We start from the raw sequence: 20,925 nt of genomic DNA on the forward strand, positions 1-20,925 counted from the left end.
GATTGGAGGTTATACATAATCTAATGAAAACAACGAATCAGAAATCATTCAAACAGAGGTTTAGTCGGTCATTTCGGCAAAATATTTTTGCATATACGCTGTTACTTCCATCTTTTATTTTTCTAACTTTATTTACGTTTTATCCAACCATTAAGTCGATTCAGCTCAGTTTTTATAGTGGCCCAATGACCAGGCTGCAATTTTCAGGGCTGGATCAATATAAAGATGTTTTTACGGATGAAATTTTTAGGAAGGTGTTATGGAATAATATCATTTTTATGATTGGTACGGTACCAGCTAGTCTTTTTTTAGCAATGTACTTGGCCATTTGGTTAAACAAGAGAATGAAGGGGAGTGCATTACTTCGAACATCATTTTTTTATCCGACAGTTATTCCATTAATTGCGGTAGCGAATATCTGGCTATTTATTTATACCCCTCAATACGGACTATTGGATCGTTTCTTGGATGTATTTGGAGGAAGTGGACCGAACTGGTTAGGTGATCCGAATACCGTTATGATTGCGATGATCATAATGATTATTTGGAAAGATGCTGGATTCTTTATGATTTTTTACTTGGCAGGGTTGCAAAATTTACCGAGGGATGTTTATGAAGCGGCAACTATTGAGGGAGCAAAACCGTTTCAAATGTTTCGGAATATTACATTTCCATTATTGATGCCGACGACATTATTTGTTCTAATTGTTGCTATCACCAATTCATTTAAGAACGTGGATCACTTATATATCATGACAAAAGGCGGACCAGATAATGCTAGTAATCTATTACTTTACTATATTTATGAAGTAGCCTTTACGAATTGGGATTTAGGGAAGGCAGCTGTGTTAACTGTCATTTTAATTGTTATTTTATTAAGTGTGACCGCATTTAACTATCTATATTTAGACCGGAAAATTCATTATTAGAGAGGAGAAAATAAATGAGTCGTTATATTAATTATTCCATTATGATTATACTCGGATTGGTATTTTTTGCACCGTTACTTTGGATCTTTATAACTTCTTTTTCTCCTCCTGGTGAAGTTATTAATGGTTCGAACCCGTTTTGGGTGTCTAACCCAACGTTTCAAAACTATATCGATGCATGGAATGCTGCACCGTTTTTACGGTATTATTTAAATACATTTATTATCGTTTTTGGTGTTTTAATCGTACAGTTATTTACGATTACCTTAGCAGCATATGCATTTGCCAGACTAGATTTTAAGGGGAAAAATGTTCTATTTATCTTATTTTTATTACAACTTATGATTCAACCAGAAATTCTATTATTTCCGAACTATCAAGTGATGAGCCAGTTAGGCTTAGTAGATACGAAGCTAGCAGTTATGCTTCCATATTGGGCATCTGCGTTTGGAGTGTTTTTGCTACGACAAACGTTTAAGCAGGTTCCATATGAATTAGACGAGGCTTCAAAAATGGATGGAAGTAAATGGTACCAGACATTGAGACATGTTTACATACCAGCAGCAAAGCCAACCTATGTTGCTTTTGCCCTCGTATCGGTAAGTACACACTGGAGTAATTTCATGTGGCCATTAATCATTACAGATTCCGTTACGAACCGTCCACTTACAGTGGGGATGGCGTTATTCGCACAATCCTATGAAACTGGTGCACAGTGGGGGATGGTAACTGCAGGTACGATGATGGTGATCTTCCCATTACTCATTGCGTTCTTTATTTTCCAAAAGCAGTTTGTATCTAGTTTTATGCATTCTGGTATTAAGTAGGTGGTGACAAAATGTACATTCATTTTTTAGGAACTGGGAGTGCTTATCCGGGCGAGACAAGAGATAATACTTCTTTAAATATCTCGAATAATGGATATCATGTGCTAGTTGATGTAAGTGGAAACCCTTGTAAAAAGTTAAAACAGCTAAAAATAGGACTAGATGAAGTGGATGCGGTTATTTTCACGCATTTCCATATTGATCATATATATGGATTGCCTTCATTATTGTGGGGAATGTGGTTGGAGCATCGTAAAGAGTCCCTAACGATTTATGTTGATTCACGTAATGAGGAAAAGTTAAATGAGTGGCTACAGACGATGAATGTAAAAGAATGGGGAATAGAATTTCCGATACATATCGTTACATTTCAAGGTGATAAGACGGGACAGATTCTAAAGGAGAAAGATTTAGAAATATCCTGTTTCCCTGCCATACATTCTGTGCCAACCATTGGCCTAGAAATAAGGAGTAAAGATAAAATAATTGTTTACTCTGGTGATTCGGAAATAAATGCGCATATTCAATCATATAATGGGATTGATGTACTAATTCATGAGGCAACATCTGCTAGAACATCAGCCAGGTACCACTCCAGCCTAGAGGGAATTAGTAAAGCTTATAACATGGAAAGGATTGGGGAAGTAGTTGCGGTACATTTATCCGATAATGAACCGTATGAGGAAGTGCTAGCTACGTTACCAAGAGGTAAATTTACGGTAGCAGAAGATTTGATGACAATAAAAATTTAATTTCATAAACAGGGTAGAGATTAGGAGATCCCTTGAGCAATATGTATATCCAGTGGTAATCATTGGATACTGTCATAATGCTCAAGGGATTTCTCATATATTTATACTTATATACATTTGGAGGAACCTATGGAAGAGATCAAAGGATTTATTTTTGATTTAGATGGAACAATTTATCTTGGGGATCAAGTTATAGATGGAGCAGATACGGTAATCAATACACTACAACAACTTGGAAAAAAGGTGTTATTTCTCACCAATAAAACGATCGAGTCACGAGAGAAATATGCGAAGAAGCTGCAACAATTTAATATTCATGCATCGGTTGAAAATATTTTAAACCCTACAGTAACCCTAATTAATTATTTGCAAGAAAGTGATCCGACAGCCTGTTTATACGTAATTGGGGAGCAAATTATTAAAGACGAACTATCAAAAGCGGGATTTTTACAAGCTCAAACACCAGAAGAGACGGATATTGTCATCATATCCTGGGACCGTGACTTCCATTATGATCATCTCAATTTTGCCTATCAGGCTGTAAAGCGAGGGGCTAAAATGATTGCAACCAACCCGGACAGGACGTGTCCTATCGAAAATGGAGATGTACCAGATTGTGCTGGAATGATTGGTGCCTTAGAAGGAGTTTCAGGAAGAAAGATAGATCTTCAAATTGGAAAGCCATCCATTATAACTTTAGATGCAGCTTTAAAAATTCTTGAATTAGACTCGCATCAATGCATTATGATTGGAGACCGATTGGAGACGGATATTCGCATGGGCAATGAAGCGGATATGAAGACCGCGTTGGTTCTTACCGGCATTACGACAATGGAGGATCTAAAAACATCAGATTGGGAGCCTGAATTTGTGCTTTCTTCCATAAATGAAATCATTTCTAGTGGAAAGCTAGGAAAATTCACATTGGGAAGTGATAACGATTCTAGTGAGGAAAAATTATTATGATGAGAAAGTGAATGAAGTAAAAGGGGATTTTGGAAATTTGTTTGCCACCTTATTTGAGATGCTTTATTACACGAATGAGTATATATCATCTGGTGAAAAAGAAACGAAAAATCAACTTTATTTACTAGAAGACCAAGTAGATGATCTAGATGAAAAAATTGAGCAGCATATTATAGAATTGCTAATGATCAAGCAGCCAGAAGTGAATTATATGAAACTGTTTTTGTGCTTACTTCGCGCAATAAAGGATCTAGAAAGAATAGGTGATCAAACAATTAATTTTGTTAACATGGTAGACCGGATTTCAGAACAACCACAAGTGTTTAAAAATGCAATCTCAAAAATGAATACGACGCATACAAAAATGCTCCAAAGCTGTTGGGAGGGTATTCAAAAAAGAGAACGTAGTCTACTAGATGACTGTATTCTCATGGATGAACAAATTGATTACCTGCATATTAAAACAAATGAACTAATTGTCGATGCGATGGATGAACATAGCATTGAAAGTTCGAATGGAACTAAGATGATTGTGATGATCCGCTTTTTAGAAAGGCTAGGTGATAATATTGTAAATGTTTGTGAAACCTATATTGATTATTTTTATAAATAAACTAGGAGGGGCGTACTGTTGGAATATGTAAATATTATCATAGGTCTGCTTGGTGGAATTGGTATTTTCCTTTATGGTATGCACCTGACTAGTCGCGGAATGCAGAAGTTAGCGGTTAATAAGATGAAGGAATACATTAGTCAATTTACAAATAATCGAATTCGAGGATTATTGGTTGGGATTGTTGCGACATTCTTCATGCAAAGTAGTACCGCAACCTCGATTATTGTTGTTGGACTAGTAAGTGGTTCGGTTTTAACCCTGTGGCAAGCACTTGGGGTTATATTAGGTTCTTCGATTGGTACGACTTTGACCGTGCAAATCCTTGCCTTTGATGTGACGAAGTATGCTAGTTTGTTTATTTTCATAGGTGTTATTTTCATTATTTTTACACGAGCAAATAAGCTAAAATTACTTGGTCAAGCGATGCTAGGGATTGGTTTTTTATTTTTTGGAATTGGTGTCATTTCCTCCTCTTTAGAACCTCTAGGAAAGGATCCTAGTTTTATAGAATTCATGGTTCAATATGAAAATATCCCATTTGTTTTATTTCTTCTAAGTGTTGTTTTTACACTTCTTATGCACAGTAGTGCTGCGACGATTGTGCTCTGTATGACGCTTGTTACAACTGGGGTACTGTCATTTGAGTCATCGATCTCGATTGTGCTTGGTGCGAATCTTGGTGCAACTATTCCAGCATTAATATCAAGTCTTGCTTCATCAAGAGAAGGAAAGAAGGTTGCATTATCTTACTTTCTATTTAAATCGATCGCTGTTACAGTTGCTTTTATTTGTTATGGACTAATTGTTAATGGTATTGCCTATCTACCTGGGGATTTAGAGCGACAAATTGCCAATTTGCATACAGTCTTTAATGTATTAACCGCAGCAATCTTCCTACCGATTTTGTACCATGTTTCGAAACTAATGGAGCGGATACTTCCTTCAAAGGAGGAACAATCTGTCATTCAACTAGATAACCGATTACTAGAGCTTCCAGATGAAGCCTTGCACACTGCTAAAAAAGAAATTGCTAAAGCAAGTGTTAAAGTGGAGAAAAACATGATCAATCAGCTCATCCCTTTACTTCAGGATCAAGATTACTGGAAATGCGTAGATCTGATTGAAGGAGCTGAGCGAGATTTAGATCGTGACTATTTAATTATTTTGCAGTTTTTACTAAAACTTGGACAACAGGATTTATCCCAGAAGCAATCGGATAAAGAAGTGAAATGTTTATATGTTTTAAATGATTTGGAGCATATTGGGGATATTGTTAATCAAATTGCCAAGATTTTCACGAAAATGGAACAAGAAGATATTTTATTAAATGAAGCGGATAAACAGGAACTCCTAGCTATGACGAATCGGATTAGTAACACATATAAAAAATCCTTAACAGCATTTGCAAAGCAAGATTTTGACTTGGCAAAAGAAGTGATCAATGAACAAGGAACGTATTCAACAATCCAAAATGATTTAATCTTTAACCATTTTAATCACTTAATAGAAGAGAAAAAATATAATTCTACGATGAGCGCTAACCATTTAGAGTTGATCAATCAGCTGTTTCGTGTTCACCAACATTCCGTTCATATATCGCAAACCGTTCTCGGTGTTGTATAATAGATCAAAATAGTCGAAAGGGTTGATACAGTGAAACAATATATGGTTGATTTATTTGAATCACAAATCATTGCTACCATTACTACACCAGAACAGATTCCACTTGCAATAGAAAGTCATTCAAATGTAACGTTTTTACTTGCAGGTGATCTACTAACCAGCCCTTCATACATCAACGAATTAAAAGACGCCGGCATGATCGTTTTTATCCACCTAGATTTAATAGAAGGACTTGCAAATGATAGAAGTGCCATTCGATACGTAGCGAAAAATTGGAAGCCAGATGGCATTATCACGACTAAAACACATTTAATTAAATTTGCTAAAGATGAAGGTATGCTAACCGTGCAGCGGCTATTCCTCATTGACCAGCATGCCGTTCAAAAAGGAATTGAAATAGCAAACAAGTGCCAACCAGATGCAATCGAGGTACTGCCTGGCATCATGCCACGAGTCACCTATGAAATCACCGAAAAAACTAGATTACCAGTTATTGTCGGTGGTCTAATTAAATATGAAGATGAAATTCATGCTGCTTTACGAGCAGGAGCACTAGCAGCTTCCTTGAGTGATCAGAAATTGTGGAATTTGGGGATTTAGGTGGATGGGTGTTTGAACATGGGAGGAGCACATGCGATGAAAGCGAGCGCACCAAGTTTTGTAATAAGCGCACGGAGTTGTAATTAATCGCACCACTCCGAGGGCGAGCGCGCCAATATGAAAATAAACGCACCACCCATAAGTGCGAGCGCACGCGAAACAAAATAAGCGCACCACTTTCAAGGGTGAGCGCACCAAAATAAAAATAAGTGCACCACCCATAAGTGCGAGCGCACCAAACAAAAAATAACCGCACCAAACCCAAGTACAACCGCACCAAACCCAAAACAACCGCACCACACCCCAGCGTAAAACGCAGCAAGCTAAACGACAAGACCTCTTATAAAAATGAAGAGGTCTTTCATTTTTTCTCCTACAATTCGACAAGTGACAGGCACCGACAAAACAAAATAATCTCTACAAATCTTTTTTATGTAGTGGTATAATGAAATCGATTACAATTGAAGGAATAATCCACTTTTTCTAATATATTTGAACATTAATTCCTTCTTGTTAAGAAAGGTGATGTTGATGTTGGAACAAGTTAGAGTAGGTATTATTGGGATTGGGGCGATTGCTGAGGCAACTCATTTAACGTTTTTGAAGCAACATCCGGAAGCCTTGGTAAAGGCAGTAGTAGACCTATCTATTGACCGAGCGAAGGAAATGGCTGATAAACACAATATACCCCATTATTTTAAAACGGTTGAAGAAATGTTTGCCAAGACTGTAGTAGATGCTGTCATTATCTGTACTCCTAACCAGACTCATATGCAAATTGCTAAGAAAGCAGCTGAGCATGGTGTCCATGTTCTGGTTGAAAAGCCGATTGGTACTTCGTTGCAAGAGGTAGATGAGTATTTAAAAACAGCTAAGAAAGCAAACACCATAACCATGGTAGGGATGACACATCGGTTTCGTAATGATGCAGCGATCGTAAAGCGTTATGTCGAAAAGAAAGAATTTGGAGAGCTGTACTATGCGAAGGCAAAATTATTTCGTCGTCGTGGTGCGCCTAAGGGCTGGTTTACGAACAAGGAATTAGCTGGTGGTGGAGCAATGATGGATATTGGTGTTCATGCCCTTGATCTTGCCTGGTGGCTACTAGGGAGTCCAAGTGTTCAATCTGTATCTGGACAAACAACGAAAGCGTTAGGTGCATATCAAACAAAGCATGTTTCTACATGGGAATCGAAAAATAAAGAATTAAATGCTCAGCACGTATTTGATGTAGAGGACTTTGGTGCGGCATGGATTCGTTTTACAAATGGGATCGTTTTATCCTTGGAAATTGCATGGGCAGTTAACGGTGAACAGGATGACGGGATTCAGTTAGAGATATTAGGTAATAAAGGTGGAGCAAAACTTGCTCCTTTAACCATCTATAAGGAAGAACAAGATGGATTGTTTATGACATCTCATCCGCAGCATGACAACAATGATCCATTTAAGGCGGAGATCGATCATTTTATCGATTGTATCCGTTTGAATAAAACCCCTTTGATTACTGGGGAGAATGGATATGAAATTCTAAGGATGCTTCAAGCAATCTATGAGTCTTCTGAGAAACAAAAGGAAATATACTTTAACTAAAAAGGAGAGATGATCATGTTAAGAGTAGGTGTTATTGGAATAGGTTCCATATCTGACTTACATATTAAGTCGTACTTACAAAATGAAGAGGTACAGTTAGTAGCATTTTGTGATAAGAATGAACAGCGACTACGGGAGAAGAGCGATACGTATGATGTAGATCGCCGCTATGACAATTATCAAGATTTACTACGTGATCAAACCATTGATGCAGTTAGTATTTGCACCTGGAATAATTCGCATGCTGAGATTGCCATTGCTGCTTTGGAAGCGGGAAAACATGTCTTGGTGGAGAAGCCTTTAAGTATGACAGTGGAAGAAGCGGAAGCAGTTGAAGCAGCTGTGCAAAGGACGGGGAAGGTTCTTCAAGTAGGGTTTGTACGCAGGCATGGAAATAATGTGAAGCTACTAAAAAAATTTATAGAACACGGAGAACTTGGGGAAATTTATTATGCTAAAGCATCCTGTTTACGTAGACTAGGAAACCCTGGTGGTTGGTTTAGTGATATTACTAAATCTGGTGGTGGACCGTTAATTGATTTAGGTGTGCATATGATTGATATTTGCTGGTATTTAATGGGGAAACCGCGTCCTGTTTCGGTAAGTGGTAATACGTATAAAAAATTAGGTAATCGAAGTCATATAGAAAATCTTTCATTCTATAAGGCTGCTGATTATGATCCATCGGTTAATGATGTGGAGGATTTAACGAACGCGATGGTTCGGTTTGAAAACGGTGCTTCATTACTAGTGGATGTTAGTTTTACCCTACAAGCAAAAGAAGATGAGATTTCTGTGAAGCTTTTTGGTGATAAAGGTGGTGCTGAAATAGAGCCTGAACTAGCGATCATTACGGAAAAGTATCAAACGATATTGAATGTAACACCTCAAATTGATCAACTGGGATTTGATTTTAATCAGGCATTTGGTAGTGAAATTAATCATTTTGTTGCTTGTTGTCTTCACGGAAAAGAAACGATTGCACCAGTAGAGGATGGCGTTCAGGTGATGCGTATGTTAAACGGGATCTATGAATCTGCTAAAACCGGTAAAGAAATATACCTATAAGGAGATGTGGTCATGAAAGTTAGTGTAAGTATGTACAGTGTCAATAAAACAGTTAAACAAGAAAATTGGTCAGTACTTGATTTTATTGAGTTTGCAAGTGACACAGGTTTGGAAGGTGTTGAACTACTTGATATTTATTGGAAGGATAAAGAACAGGAATTGGAGCTAGTGAAGGATGCTTTAGAAAAAAATAACGTAGAGGTTTCTGCGTATGATGTAACGAATAATTTTGTAAGTGAAGATCCGAAACAACGTGCCCTTGCAGTAGATAAAGTGATTGACGGGATAAAAGTAGCTAAGGAGCTAGGAACAAATATAGTCCGAGTATTTTGTGGAGATTTGCACGGGGATTTAACGTATGAAGATGGACAAGGATGGATTGTTAGTGGACTGAAATCCTGTGCAAAAGTAGCGGAGGAAGCAGAGGTTTATTTAGCGATTGAGAATCATGGATTATTAGCAGGTAGAAGTGAACAGGTAGAGGAAATCATACATCAAGTGGATAGTCCATTTGTTAGATCAACATTTGATACAGGAAATTTTTTACTCGTCCATCAAGATCCTAAACAATCATTTGACCGCCTTAAAGAAAAAATAGTTCATGTTCATTTCAAAGATTTTCGCATGAAGGAACCGAGTGAAGATGTGAATGGATTTCGATCTATTAAAGGAAAAGAATTGATTGGAACGATTCCTGGGGATGGGCAAGTGGATTTAGATTATATTGTTAATGGCTTGAAGGAAATTGGGTATCATGGGTGGCTGTCGATTGAATACGAGGGCTTAGATGAACCGATAGAGGCAAATAAAGAAGCAGTTAATCGTCTAAGAAAACTACTAGATTAGGAGGTGATCTGTGTGAGAAAGCTGATTATTGGGGATTTGGATAAATTTACGTTAGAAGTCAATCAAATGAAGGAAAAAGAGGATACCTACTTAATCCGTTCCTTAAATGATGTCGACCATCTCGTTTTATCCCATGATGACCAAGTGTTTTTTCCAATGTCAAAGTTACCACAGGTAAAGTCAGTGGACGATCCATACGTATATTTTGATCTAGAAAGCTATCCATTCTTTCAAAAAGCAAAAGAGATTATCACAAGTGACCCGCACCCACAAGGTGTATTTCGGTTACGAAGGAAAACTCGATCGACAACGACGAATGATCCTATAATCGTAGATGATTTATTTGTGGTTTCTTCAATGTTTGGCAGTCCTAAAATGGTTTACGTCAAACGAACTGCTAAGGATCAATCTCCACTTCATATTATTGTGACTGTTACATTTAACTGCGGTACAATGGCACATCTTGACTATACGTTTATGGATGAGGAAGTTATCGAACTAGAATGGAGTGGGAATAAGAAAATTATTGAATTTACTAGCATGGAGGCAGATCCTTTTGCTACTAAAAAAGATCATACATTAATCTACAGTATAGATTCCGTATTGGATCATTCCCATCCGGTGAATGATAGTCTATTAAAACGTCTTGATGACATTCGAAATCTAGTGACTAGAGGTGATCAACGGTGAAAATAGGTATCATGAGTTTTGCCCATATGCATGCATATAGTTATTCGGATTGCATCATGAAACTACCTAACGTGGAACTGATCGGTGTTTTTGATGATGATCAAAAACGTGGCAATGAAGTGGCTGAACAATATCACATCCCTTTTTATCCGGATCAAGCTGCTTTTCTATCGGAAGAAATGGACGCTGTCATTATTTGTAGTGAAAATATTCATCATAAGGAAATGGTCATAAATGCTGCAAAAGCAAAGAAGCATATTCTATGTGAAAAACCAATTGCGACGTCAGTAGAGGATGCACAGGAAATGATAGATATTTGTAAGGAGAATGATGTTATCCTGCAAATTGCTTTTCCGGTACGGTTTAGTTCACCAATTAGAAAACTAAAGGAATTAATTGATAACGGAGAGTTAGGGGAAATCGTTGCATTTCGTACCACCAACAGAGGACAAAATCCAGGAGGATGGTTTATTGATGAAAAACTGTCTGGTGGTGGCGCGGTATTAGATCACACCGTACATATGGTGGATATAATGCGCTGGTATGTAGGAAAAGAAGTAACGGAAGTATATGCGATAGTTGATTCATTTTTTCACGACATCCCAATTGATGATGCGGGTCTTGTTACACTGGAATTTGAAAATGGAGTAATTGCCTCCCATGATGCGAGTTGGTCTAGGTTTTCGGAATATCCAACCTGGGGAGATGTAACGATTGAAGTAGTGGGAACCAAACAAACGATTAAAGTCGATGCATTAAAAGAGCATGTACGGTTATTTTCAAGTGAGGGTAAAACTTTATCTCATGAATTTTTTGGAAATGATATGGATTTAGGTTTAATTCAGGACTTTATAGCGTGTGTTGAACAAGGTAGGGAGCCATCTATTACTGGATTTGATGGGCTGAAGGCTATGCAGGTTGCTCTGGCAGCCTATAAATCTAGTAGGCTAAACGAGAAGGTCATGATTGAACGAGTAGAATAGGAGCAAAAAATATGACTAAAATTATTGCACATAGAGGAAGTGCGGGGACACATCCTGAAAATACGATGGCAGCCTTTCGGGAAGCAGAACGTGTAGGTGCAGATGGAATCGAGCTGGACGTACATCTAACGAAAGATGGTAAGTTAGCAGTGATTCATGATGAAACTGTGGATCGAACGACAAATGGGAGTGGCCATGTGAAGGATTTTTCGCTAACTGAGTTGCAACGGCTAGATGCTGGAAGTTCATTTAGTAAGCAATTTACCGGTGAAAGAATACCAGAGTTAGCTGACGTATTATCTTGGGTGAAGGAAAAGAATTTGCTCGTGAATATTGAGTTGAAAAATGTATTTTATTTAGAGTATCCAGGATTAGAAGAAAAGGTGCTAGCTGAAGTAGAGCGATTTAACGTAAAGGGTCAAACAATTATTTCATCGTTTAATCATGTAGGGCTAAACAAAGTTAGAGAGTTAGATCAAGATATAGATATCGCTATTTTGTACTCGGCGAAATTGTATCAGCCATGGCAATATGCTGGTTCGCTTGGAGCAACGAGTATACATCCGCATTTCTATAGCATAACAGAAGACATGATACGTACTTCCGAACGGAAAGGAATCCCAACCCGCCCATACACCATTAATGAAGTACCCTTAATGGAGAAACTTATAAAGGCAGGGTGTACGGCGATCATTACAGATTTTCCTGCACGTGCTATCGAGGTGAGGAAGAGACTAAATCGTTCATAAAGGGAGATATAGGAAAATGGAGAAGCGATATTTTCATAGTACCATTTTGAATAAAGCGTTTGAATACCATGTAGTAGCTCCAGATCATCCAATTACAGAAGGAAATATCCTCTATGTACAGGATGGGAATGACTATTTAGAGTTAGGAAAATTTTTAGAGGCATTCCATGGCCTAAAAAGTAAAGGACTAGTCCCTAATGATAATTGGATAATTGTATTCATACATCCAGGAACGTCAGAAGAAAGATGGCATTCCTACAATAGAAAGGGAAGCTATTTTCATAGCTATATACAAATGATGCATACCGAATTTATCCCATTTGTAGAGAAAGAGTTGTCTGTTAGAAACGTAATAAAAAGAGGATTGCTTGGAGATTCACTCGCAGCCAACATTAGTTTAAACATTGCAGCTAAACAACCTAGCATGTGGACGCATCTCCTATTACAATCAGCAGCTATTAGTCAACAGGATTTGGATGAAATATATAATATGGACCAACCGCTACATTGGAAGGTTTATCAAACCGTTGGAATATATGAAGATGAATTTGTATCACCAATTACAAATGAAAGGTTATATATCTATACGAGAAACCGGGAGCTAGCAGAAGTTTTCCGGAAAAAAGGTGCAAGCGTACAATTGACAGAATTCGAGGAACATCATTTATGGGTGGTTTGGGAACGAGATTTACCAAATGCACTTAAGTTTCTCTTTCATTCGTGAAAGGTGAGTTGACTGTCAATTTTGAATAGAATATAATTAAAATTGGAGAATATCTCCTAATTTAATTCATTAAGAGAAAAAAATATTCATAGAATAGAGGTATCTTCGTGAAGGAATGTAGTTTAGGGATAGATATTGGCGGAACTAAAATAGCTGCTGGGCTAGTTGATCGTAGTGGCCATGTGTTAAAGCAACAAACCTATTCAACTCCAAAAGAATCAAAGGATCGTATATTAGATGTTTTGCGGGAAACCGTCATTACATTTTCCAATTTAGCCAAGGAAGCTGGGTATAACATAAATGGTGTAGGGATTGGTACAGCTGGTCAAGTAAACTATGACATAGGTCGAATTATCTCGGGAACATCGAATATAACAGATTGGAATAATATACCGATCATTGATTATCTAAAACAGTATACATCCCTTCCAATTTATCTTGATAATGATGCAAATACCTTTGCTATTGCGGAATATGTGTTTGGAGAGGCACGGGGTACAGATAACTTAATCGGTCTTACATTAGGGACTGGAGTTGGAGGAGGGGTTATCTCACAAGGGGATCTCATCCGTGGGGAATGGGGCGGAGCAGGAGAGCTTGGCCATATGACGGTAAATATGAATGGCCCCGATTGTAACTGTGGTTCAAAAGGATGTATCGAAGTTTATGCGTCCGGAACGGGAATTGCGAATCGAATGAAGGAACGTTTAGAAAACTTGGAATCAACAGATCTTACAGAAGAGCTAAAAGTGTATCAAGGAAATCGTAATCAGCTTACGAGTAAGGAAGTGTTTTCTTGGTATGAAGCAGAAATGCCAGTAGCTAAGGAAACAATTAATCTAGCAATCCTGGCACTTTCTTATGGGATCGTAAATATGATACATACCTTTAATCCATCTGTCATTGTGCTAGGTGGTGGCTTAGTTCGAGAAAGGGAATGGATTGCCACAACTATTCAAGAGCACATCCAACACAAGGGGATGTCTTCTCTTATCGGAACGGTTGATATACGTCTTTCCAAGCTTGGCTATGATGCAGGATTAATCGGCGCATCCAGTCAGGTATGGTTTCAAAAATAAGGAGGAATGCTGGTATGAGTTTTACATTTGATGAAAACGCTAACATTTTATGGGTGGATTTTTTAGCGAATGGAAAGCGATTAGCTGATGATGGAGAACAAGTAAATTTACTTGAAAATGCAGTTGATACAGGGGTGACTCACCTGATCATTGATGCTAAAGTTCCTTTTGGACAAACCACCTACCCTAGTAAGTACGGCTATCATGTTAGTAGCTGGTCTGATGGTCGTTTTAGCATGTGGAAAAATCGTGATTTTTTGGAGGAGTTTTTATCTAAGGCTAAAAACTATGATGTGAAGGTATTGGCTAATGTAGATGTTTTCTCCGAGGGAACGACAGAATCTCGAGATGGGCTCGCATATGATAAGGAACATTGGAAGGTTACGTTTTATAATGATGCCGTTGCATCCGAATCGAATGCGGCAGAATATAAGGATGCTGATACGATCTTCGTGAACCCTATTCATCCAGAAGTGGAGGACCATGAGTTACGTATTATACAAGAAGTGTGTACATATGACTTGGATGGAGTGGTTATAGATCGTTGTCGCTATCCAAATGTTTACGGTGATTTTAGTGAGCTAAGCCGAAACAGCTTTGAGGCGTATGTGGGAGAGAAGGTTTCAAATTGGCCAGAGGATATTTATACGATTAATGATGAGAAGGAAATTGAATTCGGTCCGTATTTTCCAATGTGGACGGAGTGGAGAGCAAATAATATTAAACACTTCGTGAAAAAAGCAAGATCAGTTGTTAAACAACATTTCCCACTATTTGCTGATTATGTTGGTTCATGGTACCCGCTCTATTATAGTGAAGGCGTTAATTGGGGCAGTGAAACATATCGTCCGACCTTAAAGTGGACTTCTGATACATACCAGGTTTCAGGTCTTGCAGAGCAATTAGATTTCTTAATGACAGGTTGTTATTACTATGACGTTACTAGAGATGAAGCAAAGAACAATGAGAAGCCAGCATATTGGTACAGTGTAGAAGGGGCAGCAGATATAAGCTTAGAAGCAATTAATGGGGCAACACCGTTTATTGCAAGCTTATTCCTAAAGAACTATGTCAATGATCCGGAGCAATTTAGAAAAGCTATTCGAATGTGCAAGCAGAAATCTGCTGGTGTCATGCTGTTTGATACGGTTTATGTAGAGGAATATCAATGGTGGAACATTTTAAAAGAAGAATTAGGGAAGCGGGAATGACATGAATAGAAAATTAGCACTCATACCTGTTGATGCTAGGCCAGTTACCTATGATTTACCAAAGGATTTAGCAAAATTAACCGGTTGGGAAGTGATCATGCCACAGAAAGAAATGTTAGGTTTTTTAAAACAGCCAGCTGATTTAGAGAATCTTTTCCAATGGATAGATGAGGTAATACCAAACGTTGAGGGATTTGTTGTTTCTATCGATATGCTGTTATATGGTGGTCTCGTTCCTTCGAGAGTAAATACAGACGGGGAAATGATTTTAAAAGAACGATTGGAAAAGCTAGTATCTATGAAGCAAAAATATCCAGATAAAAAAATCATGGCTTTTAGTTCTACGATGCGGCTATCCAATAGCTATGTAAATCAAGAAGAGAAGGAGTACTGGAATCAGTATGGTAAGGAAATATGGAAGTTTTCCTACCACTCGCACCGGTTTGAGAAGCATGGTGATCCAGCTGATCTTGATATTGTGAAAGCAATGGAGCTAGAAATTCCTACAGATATTTTAGAGGATTATATCCAAACTCGAAAACGAAACTTTTCTATTAATCTATCGATGATCGATCAAGTGGAAAAGGGATGTCTTGATTTGTTAGTTTTTCCACAGGACGATACGAGTGAATACGGCTTAAATATCCAAGAACAGGAAAACTTAGTCGAGGAATCAAGACGAAGAGATTTATTAGATTCGATTTATATTTATCCTGGTGCTGACGAGGTAGCAAGTACGTTAATTGCCCGAATGATTTATCTGTTGGAAGAGGAAACCTATCCTACTTTTTATCCGATATATAGTGGATTAAAAGGTTCCCTTTCGATGGCGATGTATGAGGATCGGGCTTTACAAGAATCGGTAAAAGGACAAATCTTTGCATTTGGCAGTCATACAGTGGAAACACCTCAAGAAGCAGACATCATCCTCGGTGTAAATGTTCCAGGTAAGCGGCAAGGGGATCTGGCCTTACAGCTTTATTTGGATGGAGTAGATACGAACGACCGAAATATCGGTGAATGGACGAGAAAGTTACGTTATTATGCCAGCAATGGCAAATCAATTGCGATAGCTGATGTTGCTTATGCAAATGGGGCAGACCCGGCTATGGTGCCAATGCTCTTTCAGGCATTCCAACTAAATGAGATTTACGGGTTTGCTGCATGGAATACGGCAGGAAATACGCTTGGAACCACCGTTGCACAAGCTGCCTGTGTGCATTTAGCAGAAAGGAAAGGTCTTCCCATACGTGAGGAAAAAGCTAGGCAGTTTTTGGTGCGTTATTTAGATGATTATGTCTATCAAACTATTGTTAGGCAGCAAGTGAGGACAGAAATAGAAAATGAAAGCGAAAGCGAACATGAATTATTGCTAGAAAAAGTGGAAGCGTTATTCATGAAAAAAGCTGTAGAGGTGAAGAAGGACGTTCAAATTAATTTTATAGTAGATCGCATTTATTTACCTTGGAAGCGAACATTCGAAATTGGCATGGAAATAAGGATTCAAAGATAAGGGAGGTGTTTTTTTGAAAAAGGATATCGCAATTATTGGCGGGGGAATTGGTGGCTGTTTAGCAGCTCTTACTGCTGCAAAGCTAGGAAACTATGTTGTTTTAACGGAGGAAACCGATTGGATAGGTGGACAGTTAACGACTCAGGCAGTGCCACCAGATGAGCATCCGTGGATTGAACAATTTGGCTGTACCCAAACGTACCGACAGTTTCGTAATGAGGTAAGGGATTATTACAGACGAAATTATCCACTCAACGAAGAGGCATTAAACAATGAATTACTTAATCCAGGGAATGCTTGGGTAAGTCGAATTGCACATGAACCAAGAGTGGCCTTGAAAATATTGTATGATTTTTTACAGCCTTACCTTTCTAATGGAAGGATTGAAATTCTATTAAATCATAAGGCGGTTCGAGCAGATGTGGTAGAAGAATCAGTAGCAAAAGTATATGTTTCGAATCTGAAGACAGGTGATGAAATTGAGATCGAGGCGGCGTATTTCTTGGATGCAACTGAATTAGGTGATTTATTGCCTTTAGCACATGTGGAATATGTAGTTGGTGCAGAAGCTAGTGAACAGACAGGAGAGCCAAATGCGTTGGCAGAGGCATACCCACAAGATGTACAGTCGATTACCAATGTGTTTGCCTTAGACTATATTCCCGGTGGTGATTACACGATTGCTAAGCCAGACATGTATGATTTTTGGCGTAATTATCAAGCATCATTTTTAGATCATATGCAGCTAAGTGAGTATATTCCGCAAGCACATACGGGAGAGTCGAAAAAAATGCCGTTTTTCTCGACTGATCAGTCTCTTGGAATGTGGGAATACAGGCGGATTATTGACAAAAGGCAATTTGCAGATGGGTTTTATGATGGAGATATTTCCTTGATTAATTGGCCGCAAAATGATTATTGGTTAGGATCGATCATTGATGTGAGTGAGGCAGAAAAGAAAAAGCATCTAGAAGAAGCACGTCAGTTAAGCTTGTCTACGCTTTACTGGCTCCAAAGTGAAGCGCCAAGGCCAGATGGAGGTAAAGGATACCCGGGGTTTCGTTTGCGACCAGATGTCGTGGGAACTAAGGACGGTCTTGCCATGCATCCGTATATTCGAGAGTCGAGGAGAATTAAGGCAATGCATACGGTAACCGAGAATGATATCAATGCAGATCTTCGCGGGGAGCAAGGTGTTTGTAAATTGGAGGATTCAGTAGGAATTGGGGCTTATCGAATTGATCTACACCCAACGACCGTAAAAAATCGCTTGTTTTATGCGAAGAGCTATCCATTTGAAATACCCTTAGGAAGTTTAATTCCTATAAAAGTGAAAAATGTATTGCCTGCTTGTAAAAATATTGGAACAACCCAGCTGACGAATGGATGTTTTCGAGTGCATCCAGTGGAATGGAATATTGGGGAATCTGCAGGGGCATTAGCATCCTTTGCAATAAGCAATAACGTTAAGCCTGCTGCTGTTCATGCAGACAGGCAATTAACCAAAGCATTTCAACACACACTAACCAACATAGGCATCCAGCTCCACTGGCCAGAAATCAAAGCATTTTAACAGGAATACCCTCGGATTTCGAGCGGTGCCTGTCACTTGTCGGGTTTTGTCGAATGGGAGGGGCTTGGTTTAATTTTTACAATATTAATATATTTTGAAAAATATAATTGACAAAATATTTCTTCTAGGTCTATAATTGTGGTGGAGATATTCTTCAAAACATAAATCCAAAAAGGAAGTGAATCTCCACCATAAAATGATTAGTAATTGGAGGGGAAAAGGTTGGAAAAGGTAAAGGGTAAGTTATTATTCATAAGTCTCTTAGGTATTATGTTATTTCTATTTGCTGCTTGCTCGAATGATAGTGGTTCCGAGTCTGATGGAGATCAGGGCAGTGGCAATGACAATGAGGGTACAGATAGTGGCGAGTTAGCTGGTGAAGTAGAATTCATGACGATTTCATTACTACCAGCATTTGAAGATTACTTAAATAATTTAAAGGATGAGTTTGAAAGTATGCATCCAGATGTAACCGTTACCATTAATGATGTACCTTACGATCAAGTGGAGCAAATCATCCTTACATCTGCATCAAGTGGAGATTTACCTGATGTAATGAACTTAAATACAGAATTTGTTAAGAAAATCGGTGCGATGGGTGCACTAGTAAACATGGATGAAGCAGCTGCTGATGTTAAGGATACATTCTTTGAAGGGTTATGGAACACTGGGGGCGTAAACGGAACGGTATACGCATTACCATGGTACACCACTACAAGTGGTTTAATTTATAACCCAGATATTCTAGCTGAAGCAGGTTTTGATGCACCACCAACAACGTTTGAAGAGGCATGGGAAATGTCAAAAGTAATTTATGAAGAAACTGGTGCATATGGGGAAGTTATTCAAGGTGAAATGCATCTATTATTCCCGAAAAATGGTATTCCGATCTTGAACGAAGATAATACTGCTGCAGCATTTAATACCCCTGAAGCAGTTGAATTATGGACGAACCTAAAAGAATACTATGACCAAGGTTTATATGAACTAGATGTTATGTTAAATCAGGTTTCCATGGCAGAATTATATGCTACAGAAAAAGTAGCTTGGTGGGCAACAGGTCCACAATTATTCCGTCAAGTAAATGATTTATCACCAGAAGTGTACGAAAAATCACTAGGTGGTGCTGCATTAGAAGGAACAGCTGGTAAACAACATGCGAACCCAATGAACATAGCAGTTTCTGCAAATAGTGAGTCATTAGATGCAGCAGTTGAATTTGCTAAATTCGTAACGAATGCAGAAAATCAATTAGAATTCGGTAAAGAAGCAGCTGTATTACCTCCAGTGGAAGAGGCTGCAAATGACGAATTCTTTGCTCAAGGTGAAGATTCTGAGGATGCTACAGAACGTGGACGTTACTATGCTGCACAATCTTTAGCAACTGCTGAAAATATGAGTCCACAAGTAGAAAACGTATCACAAGTCATTGAAGCAATTCAAGAAGCATTCCAGCAAGTGATCCTAAATGACGTTGATCCAGCGGATGCATTATCCCAAGCAGAACAAGAAGTTAACAGTGTATTAGAATAGTTGATGTTAAGGGCCAGTCCCCCTACGATGTTCAAGCATCACCTCCATTCCATGGTAGTAGAGGGGGTGGCCCTTATTTGCAAGAAGAAAAAGTAACATTTCCCAATTCTGCATCCCTAAAATGAAAATAACCTGGCTAAGCCTAGGGCTAGTTACTAACTGATAAGTTCTTCTCTTAAAGGAGGTAAGAATATGTATAAGGCGAGGCATGCGTGGGGGTTTCTTGCCATCCCTCTACTATTGTTACTATTATTCACATTTATCCCTAGTATTGCAGCGTTTGTACTAAGTTTTACAAACTACAATGTATTTACACCAATAGAATTTTTAGGTTTAGAGAATTACCTAAAAGCATTTCAGGATAGCGACTTTAAGAAGGCTATGTTCAACACCATCTATTACTGGTTGTTAGTTACCCCAGCACTAGTTGTTCTTCCGATTTTAGTTGCTATCCTAGTTAATCAGAAATTAAGAGGGATCAAAGTATTTCGTTTAATTTACTATTTCCCTGTATTAGTATCTGTTGTTATAACGGCTATCTTATGGAAATGGATGTTTGCCAAAGAAGGAATTGTAAATTACTTTCTAAGTTGGTTTGGAATCGAACCTACTGGCTGGTTAATGGATACATCTACCGTTATGATCGCATTAGCATTCGTTACCATTTGGCAAGGTTTTGGTTATTATATGTTATTTTATTTGGCTGCCTTGCAAGGTGTACCAAAGGACTTGTATGAAGCTAGTGAGTTAGATGGTGCGAACTTTTGGAAAAAACATCTTTATGTAACAGTCCCAATGATCAAACCAATGATATTTTTTGTTGCGGTTATTTCCACAATGGGAGCATTCAAGGAATTCACCTTAATGTTAACGATGACAGATGGTGGACCATTAAAAGCATCCACGACGGTGGTATTGTTAGTGTTTAAGGAAGCATTTACGAACTTAGATATGGGATATGCAAGTGCAATCTCCTTCATCCTATTCGTAATCATCCTTATTATTACGTTAATAAATCAAAAATTGCTAGATAACCCCAATACATAAAGG

At 38.3% G+C, this 20,925-nt stretch carries 20 protein-coding genes; all 20 read left to right on the forward strand.

Annotated elements, in window-relative coordinates:
* The first annotated feature begins 23 nt into the window (after positions 1–23).
* Positions 24–929 (forward strand): carbohydrate ABC transporter permease, encoded by a 906-nt coding sequence (locus GMD78_RS03060; RefSeq protein ID WP_155667040.1) that lies wholly within the window; start codon positions 24–26, stop codon positions 927–929.
* A gap of 14 nt (positions 930–943) precedes the next feature.
* Positions 944–1,756, forward strand: a complete 813-nt coding sequence (locus GMD78_RS03065) for a carbohydrate ABC transporter permease (protein WP_155667042.1) — start codon at positions 944–946, stop codon at positions 1,754–1,756.
* An 11-nt stretch (positions 1,757–1,767) separates the two neighbouring features.
* Positions 1,768–2,508: an MBL fold metallo-hydrolase gene (locus GMD78_RS03070; RefSeq protein ID WP_155667044.1), complete on the forward strand. Its 741-nt coding sequence runs from the start codon at positions 1,768–1,770 to the stop codon at positions 2,506–2,508.
* 129 nt (positions 2,509–2,637) lie between these two features.
* Positions 2,638–3,474, forward strand: coding sequence for an HAD-IIA family hydrolase (locus GMD78_RS03075; RefSeq protein WP_155667046.1), 837 nt, complete (start codon positions 2,638–2,640; stop codon positions 3,472–3,474).
* Positions 3,455–4,087 (forward strand): PhoU domain-containing protein, encoded by a 633-nt coding sequence (locus tag GMD78_RS03080; protein ID WP_155667048.1) that lies wholly within the window; start codon positions 3,455–3,457, stop codon positions 4,085–4,087. Before GMD78_RS03075 ends, GMD78_RS03080 begins: the two co-directional genes overlap by 20 nt.
* Positions 4,088–4,105: 18 nt before the next feature.
* Positions 4,106–5,713 (forward strand): Na/Pi cotransporter family protein, encoded by a 1,608-nt coding sequence (locus GMD78_RS03085; protein WP_155667050.1) that lies wholly within the window; start codon positions 4,106–4,108, stop codon positions 5,711–5,713.
* A 30-nt stretch (positions 5,714–5,743) separates the two neighbouring features.
* Complete coding sequence (locus GMD78_RS03090) at positions 5,744–6,313, forward strand: glycerol-3-phosphate responsive antiterminator (protein ID WP_343042091.1); 570 nt, start codon at positions 5,744–5,746, stop codon at positions 6,311–6,313.
* Between the two features lie 534 nt (positions 6,314–6,847).
* Complete coding sequence (locus tag GMD78_RS03095) at positions 6,848–7,906, forward strand: Gfo/Idh/MocA family protein (protein ID WP_155667052.1); 1,059 nt, start codon at positions 6,848–6,850, stop codon at positions 7,904–7,906.
* A 15-nt stretch (positions 7,907–7,921) separates the two neighbouring features.
* Positions 7,922–8,974, forward strand: a complete 1,053-nt coding sequence (locus GMD78_RS03100) for a Gfo/Idh/MocA family protein (protein ID WP_155667054.1) — start codon at positions 7,922–7,924, stop codon at positions 8,972–8,974.
* Between the two features lie 12 nt (positions 8,975–8,986).
* Positions 8,987–9,820, forward strand: a complete 834-nt coding sequence (locus GMD78_RS03105; protein ID WP_155667056.1) for a sugar phosphate isomerase/epimerase family protein — start codon at positions 8,987–8,989, stop codon at positions 9,818–9,820.
* A gap of 12 nt (positions 9,821–9,832) precedes the next feature.
* Complete coding sequence (locus GMD78_RS03110) at positions 9,833–10,510, forward strand: hypothetical protein (RefSeq protein ID WP_155667058.1); 678 nt, start codon at positions 9,833–9,835, stop codon at positions 10,508–10,510.
* Positions 10,507–11,493 (forward strand): Gfo/Idh/MocA family protein, encoded by a 987-nt coding sequence (locus tag GMD78_RS03115; RefSeq protein ID WP_343042092.1) that lies wholly within the window; start codon positions 10,507–10,509, stop codon positions 11,491–11,493. Before GMD78_RS03110 ends, GMD78_RS03115 begins: the two co-directional genes overlap by 4 nt.
* Positions 11,494–11,504: 11 nt before the next feature.
* A complete protein-coding gene (locus tag GMD78_RS03120; RefSeq protein WP_155667059.1) occupies positions 11,505–12,242 on the forward strand; it encodes a glycerophosphodiester phosphodiesterase in 738 nt (245 codons plus the stop codon).
* Positions 12,243–12,258: 16 nt separating this feature from the next.
* Positions 12,259–12,966: an alpha/beta hydrolase gene (locus GMD78_RS03125; protein ID WP_155667060.1), complete on the forward strand. Its 708-nt coding sequence runs from the start codon at positions 12,259–12,261 to the stop codon at positions 12,964–12,966.
* A 107-nt stretch (positions 12,967–13,073) separates the two neighbouring features.
* Positions 13,074–14,045, forward strand: a complete 972-nt coding sequence (locus GMD78_RS03130) for an ROK family protein (protein WP_155667061.1) — start codon at positions 13,074–13,076, stop codon at positions 14,043–14,045.
* Between the two features lie 14 nt (positions 14,046–14,059).
* The gene (locus GMD78_RS03135) at positions 14,060–15,256 is read left to right on the forward strand and encodes an alpha amylase family protein (protein ID WP_196493705.1); all 1,197 of its coding nucleotides are present in this window, start codon (positions 14,060–14,062) and stop codon (positions 15,254–15,256) included.
* A gap of 1 nt (position 15,257) precedes the next feature.
* On the forward strand, positions 15,258–16,769 hold the full coding sequence (locus tag GMD78_RS03140; protein ID WP_155667063.1) for a DUF4127 family protein: 1,512 nt from the start codon (positions 15,258–15,260) through the stop codon (positions 16,767–16,769).
* Between the two features lie 13 nt (positions 16,770–16,782).
* Entirely contained in the window at positions 16,783–18,342 is a 1,560-nt protein-coding gene (locus tag GMD78_RS03145) for an FAD-dependent oxidoreductase (protein WP_155667064.1), read from the forward strand.
* A 222-nt stretch (positions 18,343–18,564) separates the two neighbouring features.
* On the forward strand, positions 18,565–19,875 hold the full coding sequence (locus GMD78_RS03150; protein WP_246187546.1) for an ABC transporter substrate-binding protein: 1,311 nt from the start codon (positions 18,565–18,567) through the stop codon (positions 19,873–19,875).
* A 192-nt stretch (positions 19,876–20,067) separates the two neighbouring features.
* A complete protein-coding gene (locus GMD78_RS03155) occupies positions 20,068–20,922 on the forward strand; it encodes a carbohydrate ABC transporter permease (RefSeq protein ID WP_155667065.1) in 855 nt (284 codons plus the stop codon).
* Positions 20,923–20,925 lie beyond the last annotated feature (3 nt).

The organism is Ornithinibacillus caprae (assembly GCF_009728145.1).
Classification (GTDB): Bacteria; Bacillota; Bacilli; order Bacillales; family Amphibacillaceae; genus Ornithinibacillus; species Ornithinibacillus caprae.

What these genes read in the sequence shown, in the direction of transcription:
- GMD78_RS03060 (WP_155667040.1), top strand. Translation starts at nt 24, where the DNA reads ATGAAAACAACGAATCAGAAATCATTCAAACAGAGGTTTAGTCGGTCA.
- GMD78_RS03065 (WP_155667042.1), top strand. Translation starts at nt 944, where the DNA reads ATGAGTCGTTATATTAATTATTCCATTATGATTATACTCGGATTGGTA.
- GMD78_RS03070 (WP_155667044.1), top strand. Translation starts at nt 1,768, where the DNA reads ATGTACATTCATTTTTTAGGAACTGGGAGTGCTTATCCGGGCGAGACA.
- GMD78_RS03075 (WP_155667046.1), top strand. Translation starts at nt 2,638, where the DNA reads ATGGAAGAGATCAAAGGATTTATTTTTGATTTAGATGGAACAATTTAT.
- GMD78_RS03100 (WP_155667054.1), top strand. Translation starts at nt 7,922, where the DNA reads ATGTTAAGAGTAGGTGTTATTGGAATAGGTTCCATATCTGACTTACAT.
- GMD78_RS03105 (WP_155667056.1), top strand. Translation starts at nt 8,987, where the DNA reads ATGAAAGTTAGTGTAAGTATGTACAGTGTCAATAAAACAGTTAAACAA.
- GMD78_RS03120 (WP_155667059.1), top strand. Translation starts at nt 11,505, where the DNA reads ATGACTAAAATTATTGCACATAGAGGAAGTGCGGGGACACATCCTGAA.
- GMD78_RS03125 (WP_155667060.1), top strand. Translation starts at nt 12,259, where the DNA reads ATGGAGAAGCGATATTTTCATAGTACCATTTTGAATAAAGCGTTTGAA.
- GMD78_RS03135 (WP_196493705.1), top strand. Translation starts at nt 14,060, where the DNA reads ATGAGTTTTACATTTGATGAAAACGCTAACATTTTATGGGTGGATTTT.
- GMD78_RS03140 (WP_155667063.1), top strand. Translation starts at nt 15,258, where the DNA reads ATGAATAGAAAATTAGCACTCATACCTGTTGATGCTAGGCCAGTTACC.
- GMD78_RS03155 (WP_155667065.1), top strand. Translation starts at nt 20,068, where the DNA reads ATGTATAAGGCGAGGCATGCGTGGGGGTTTCTTGCCATCCCTCTACTA.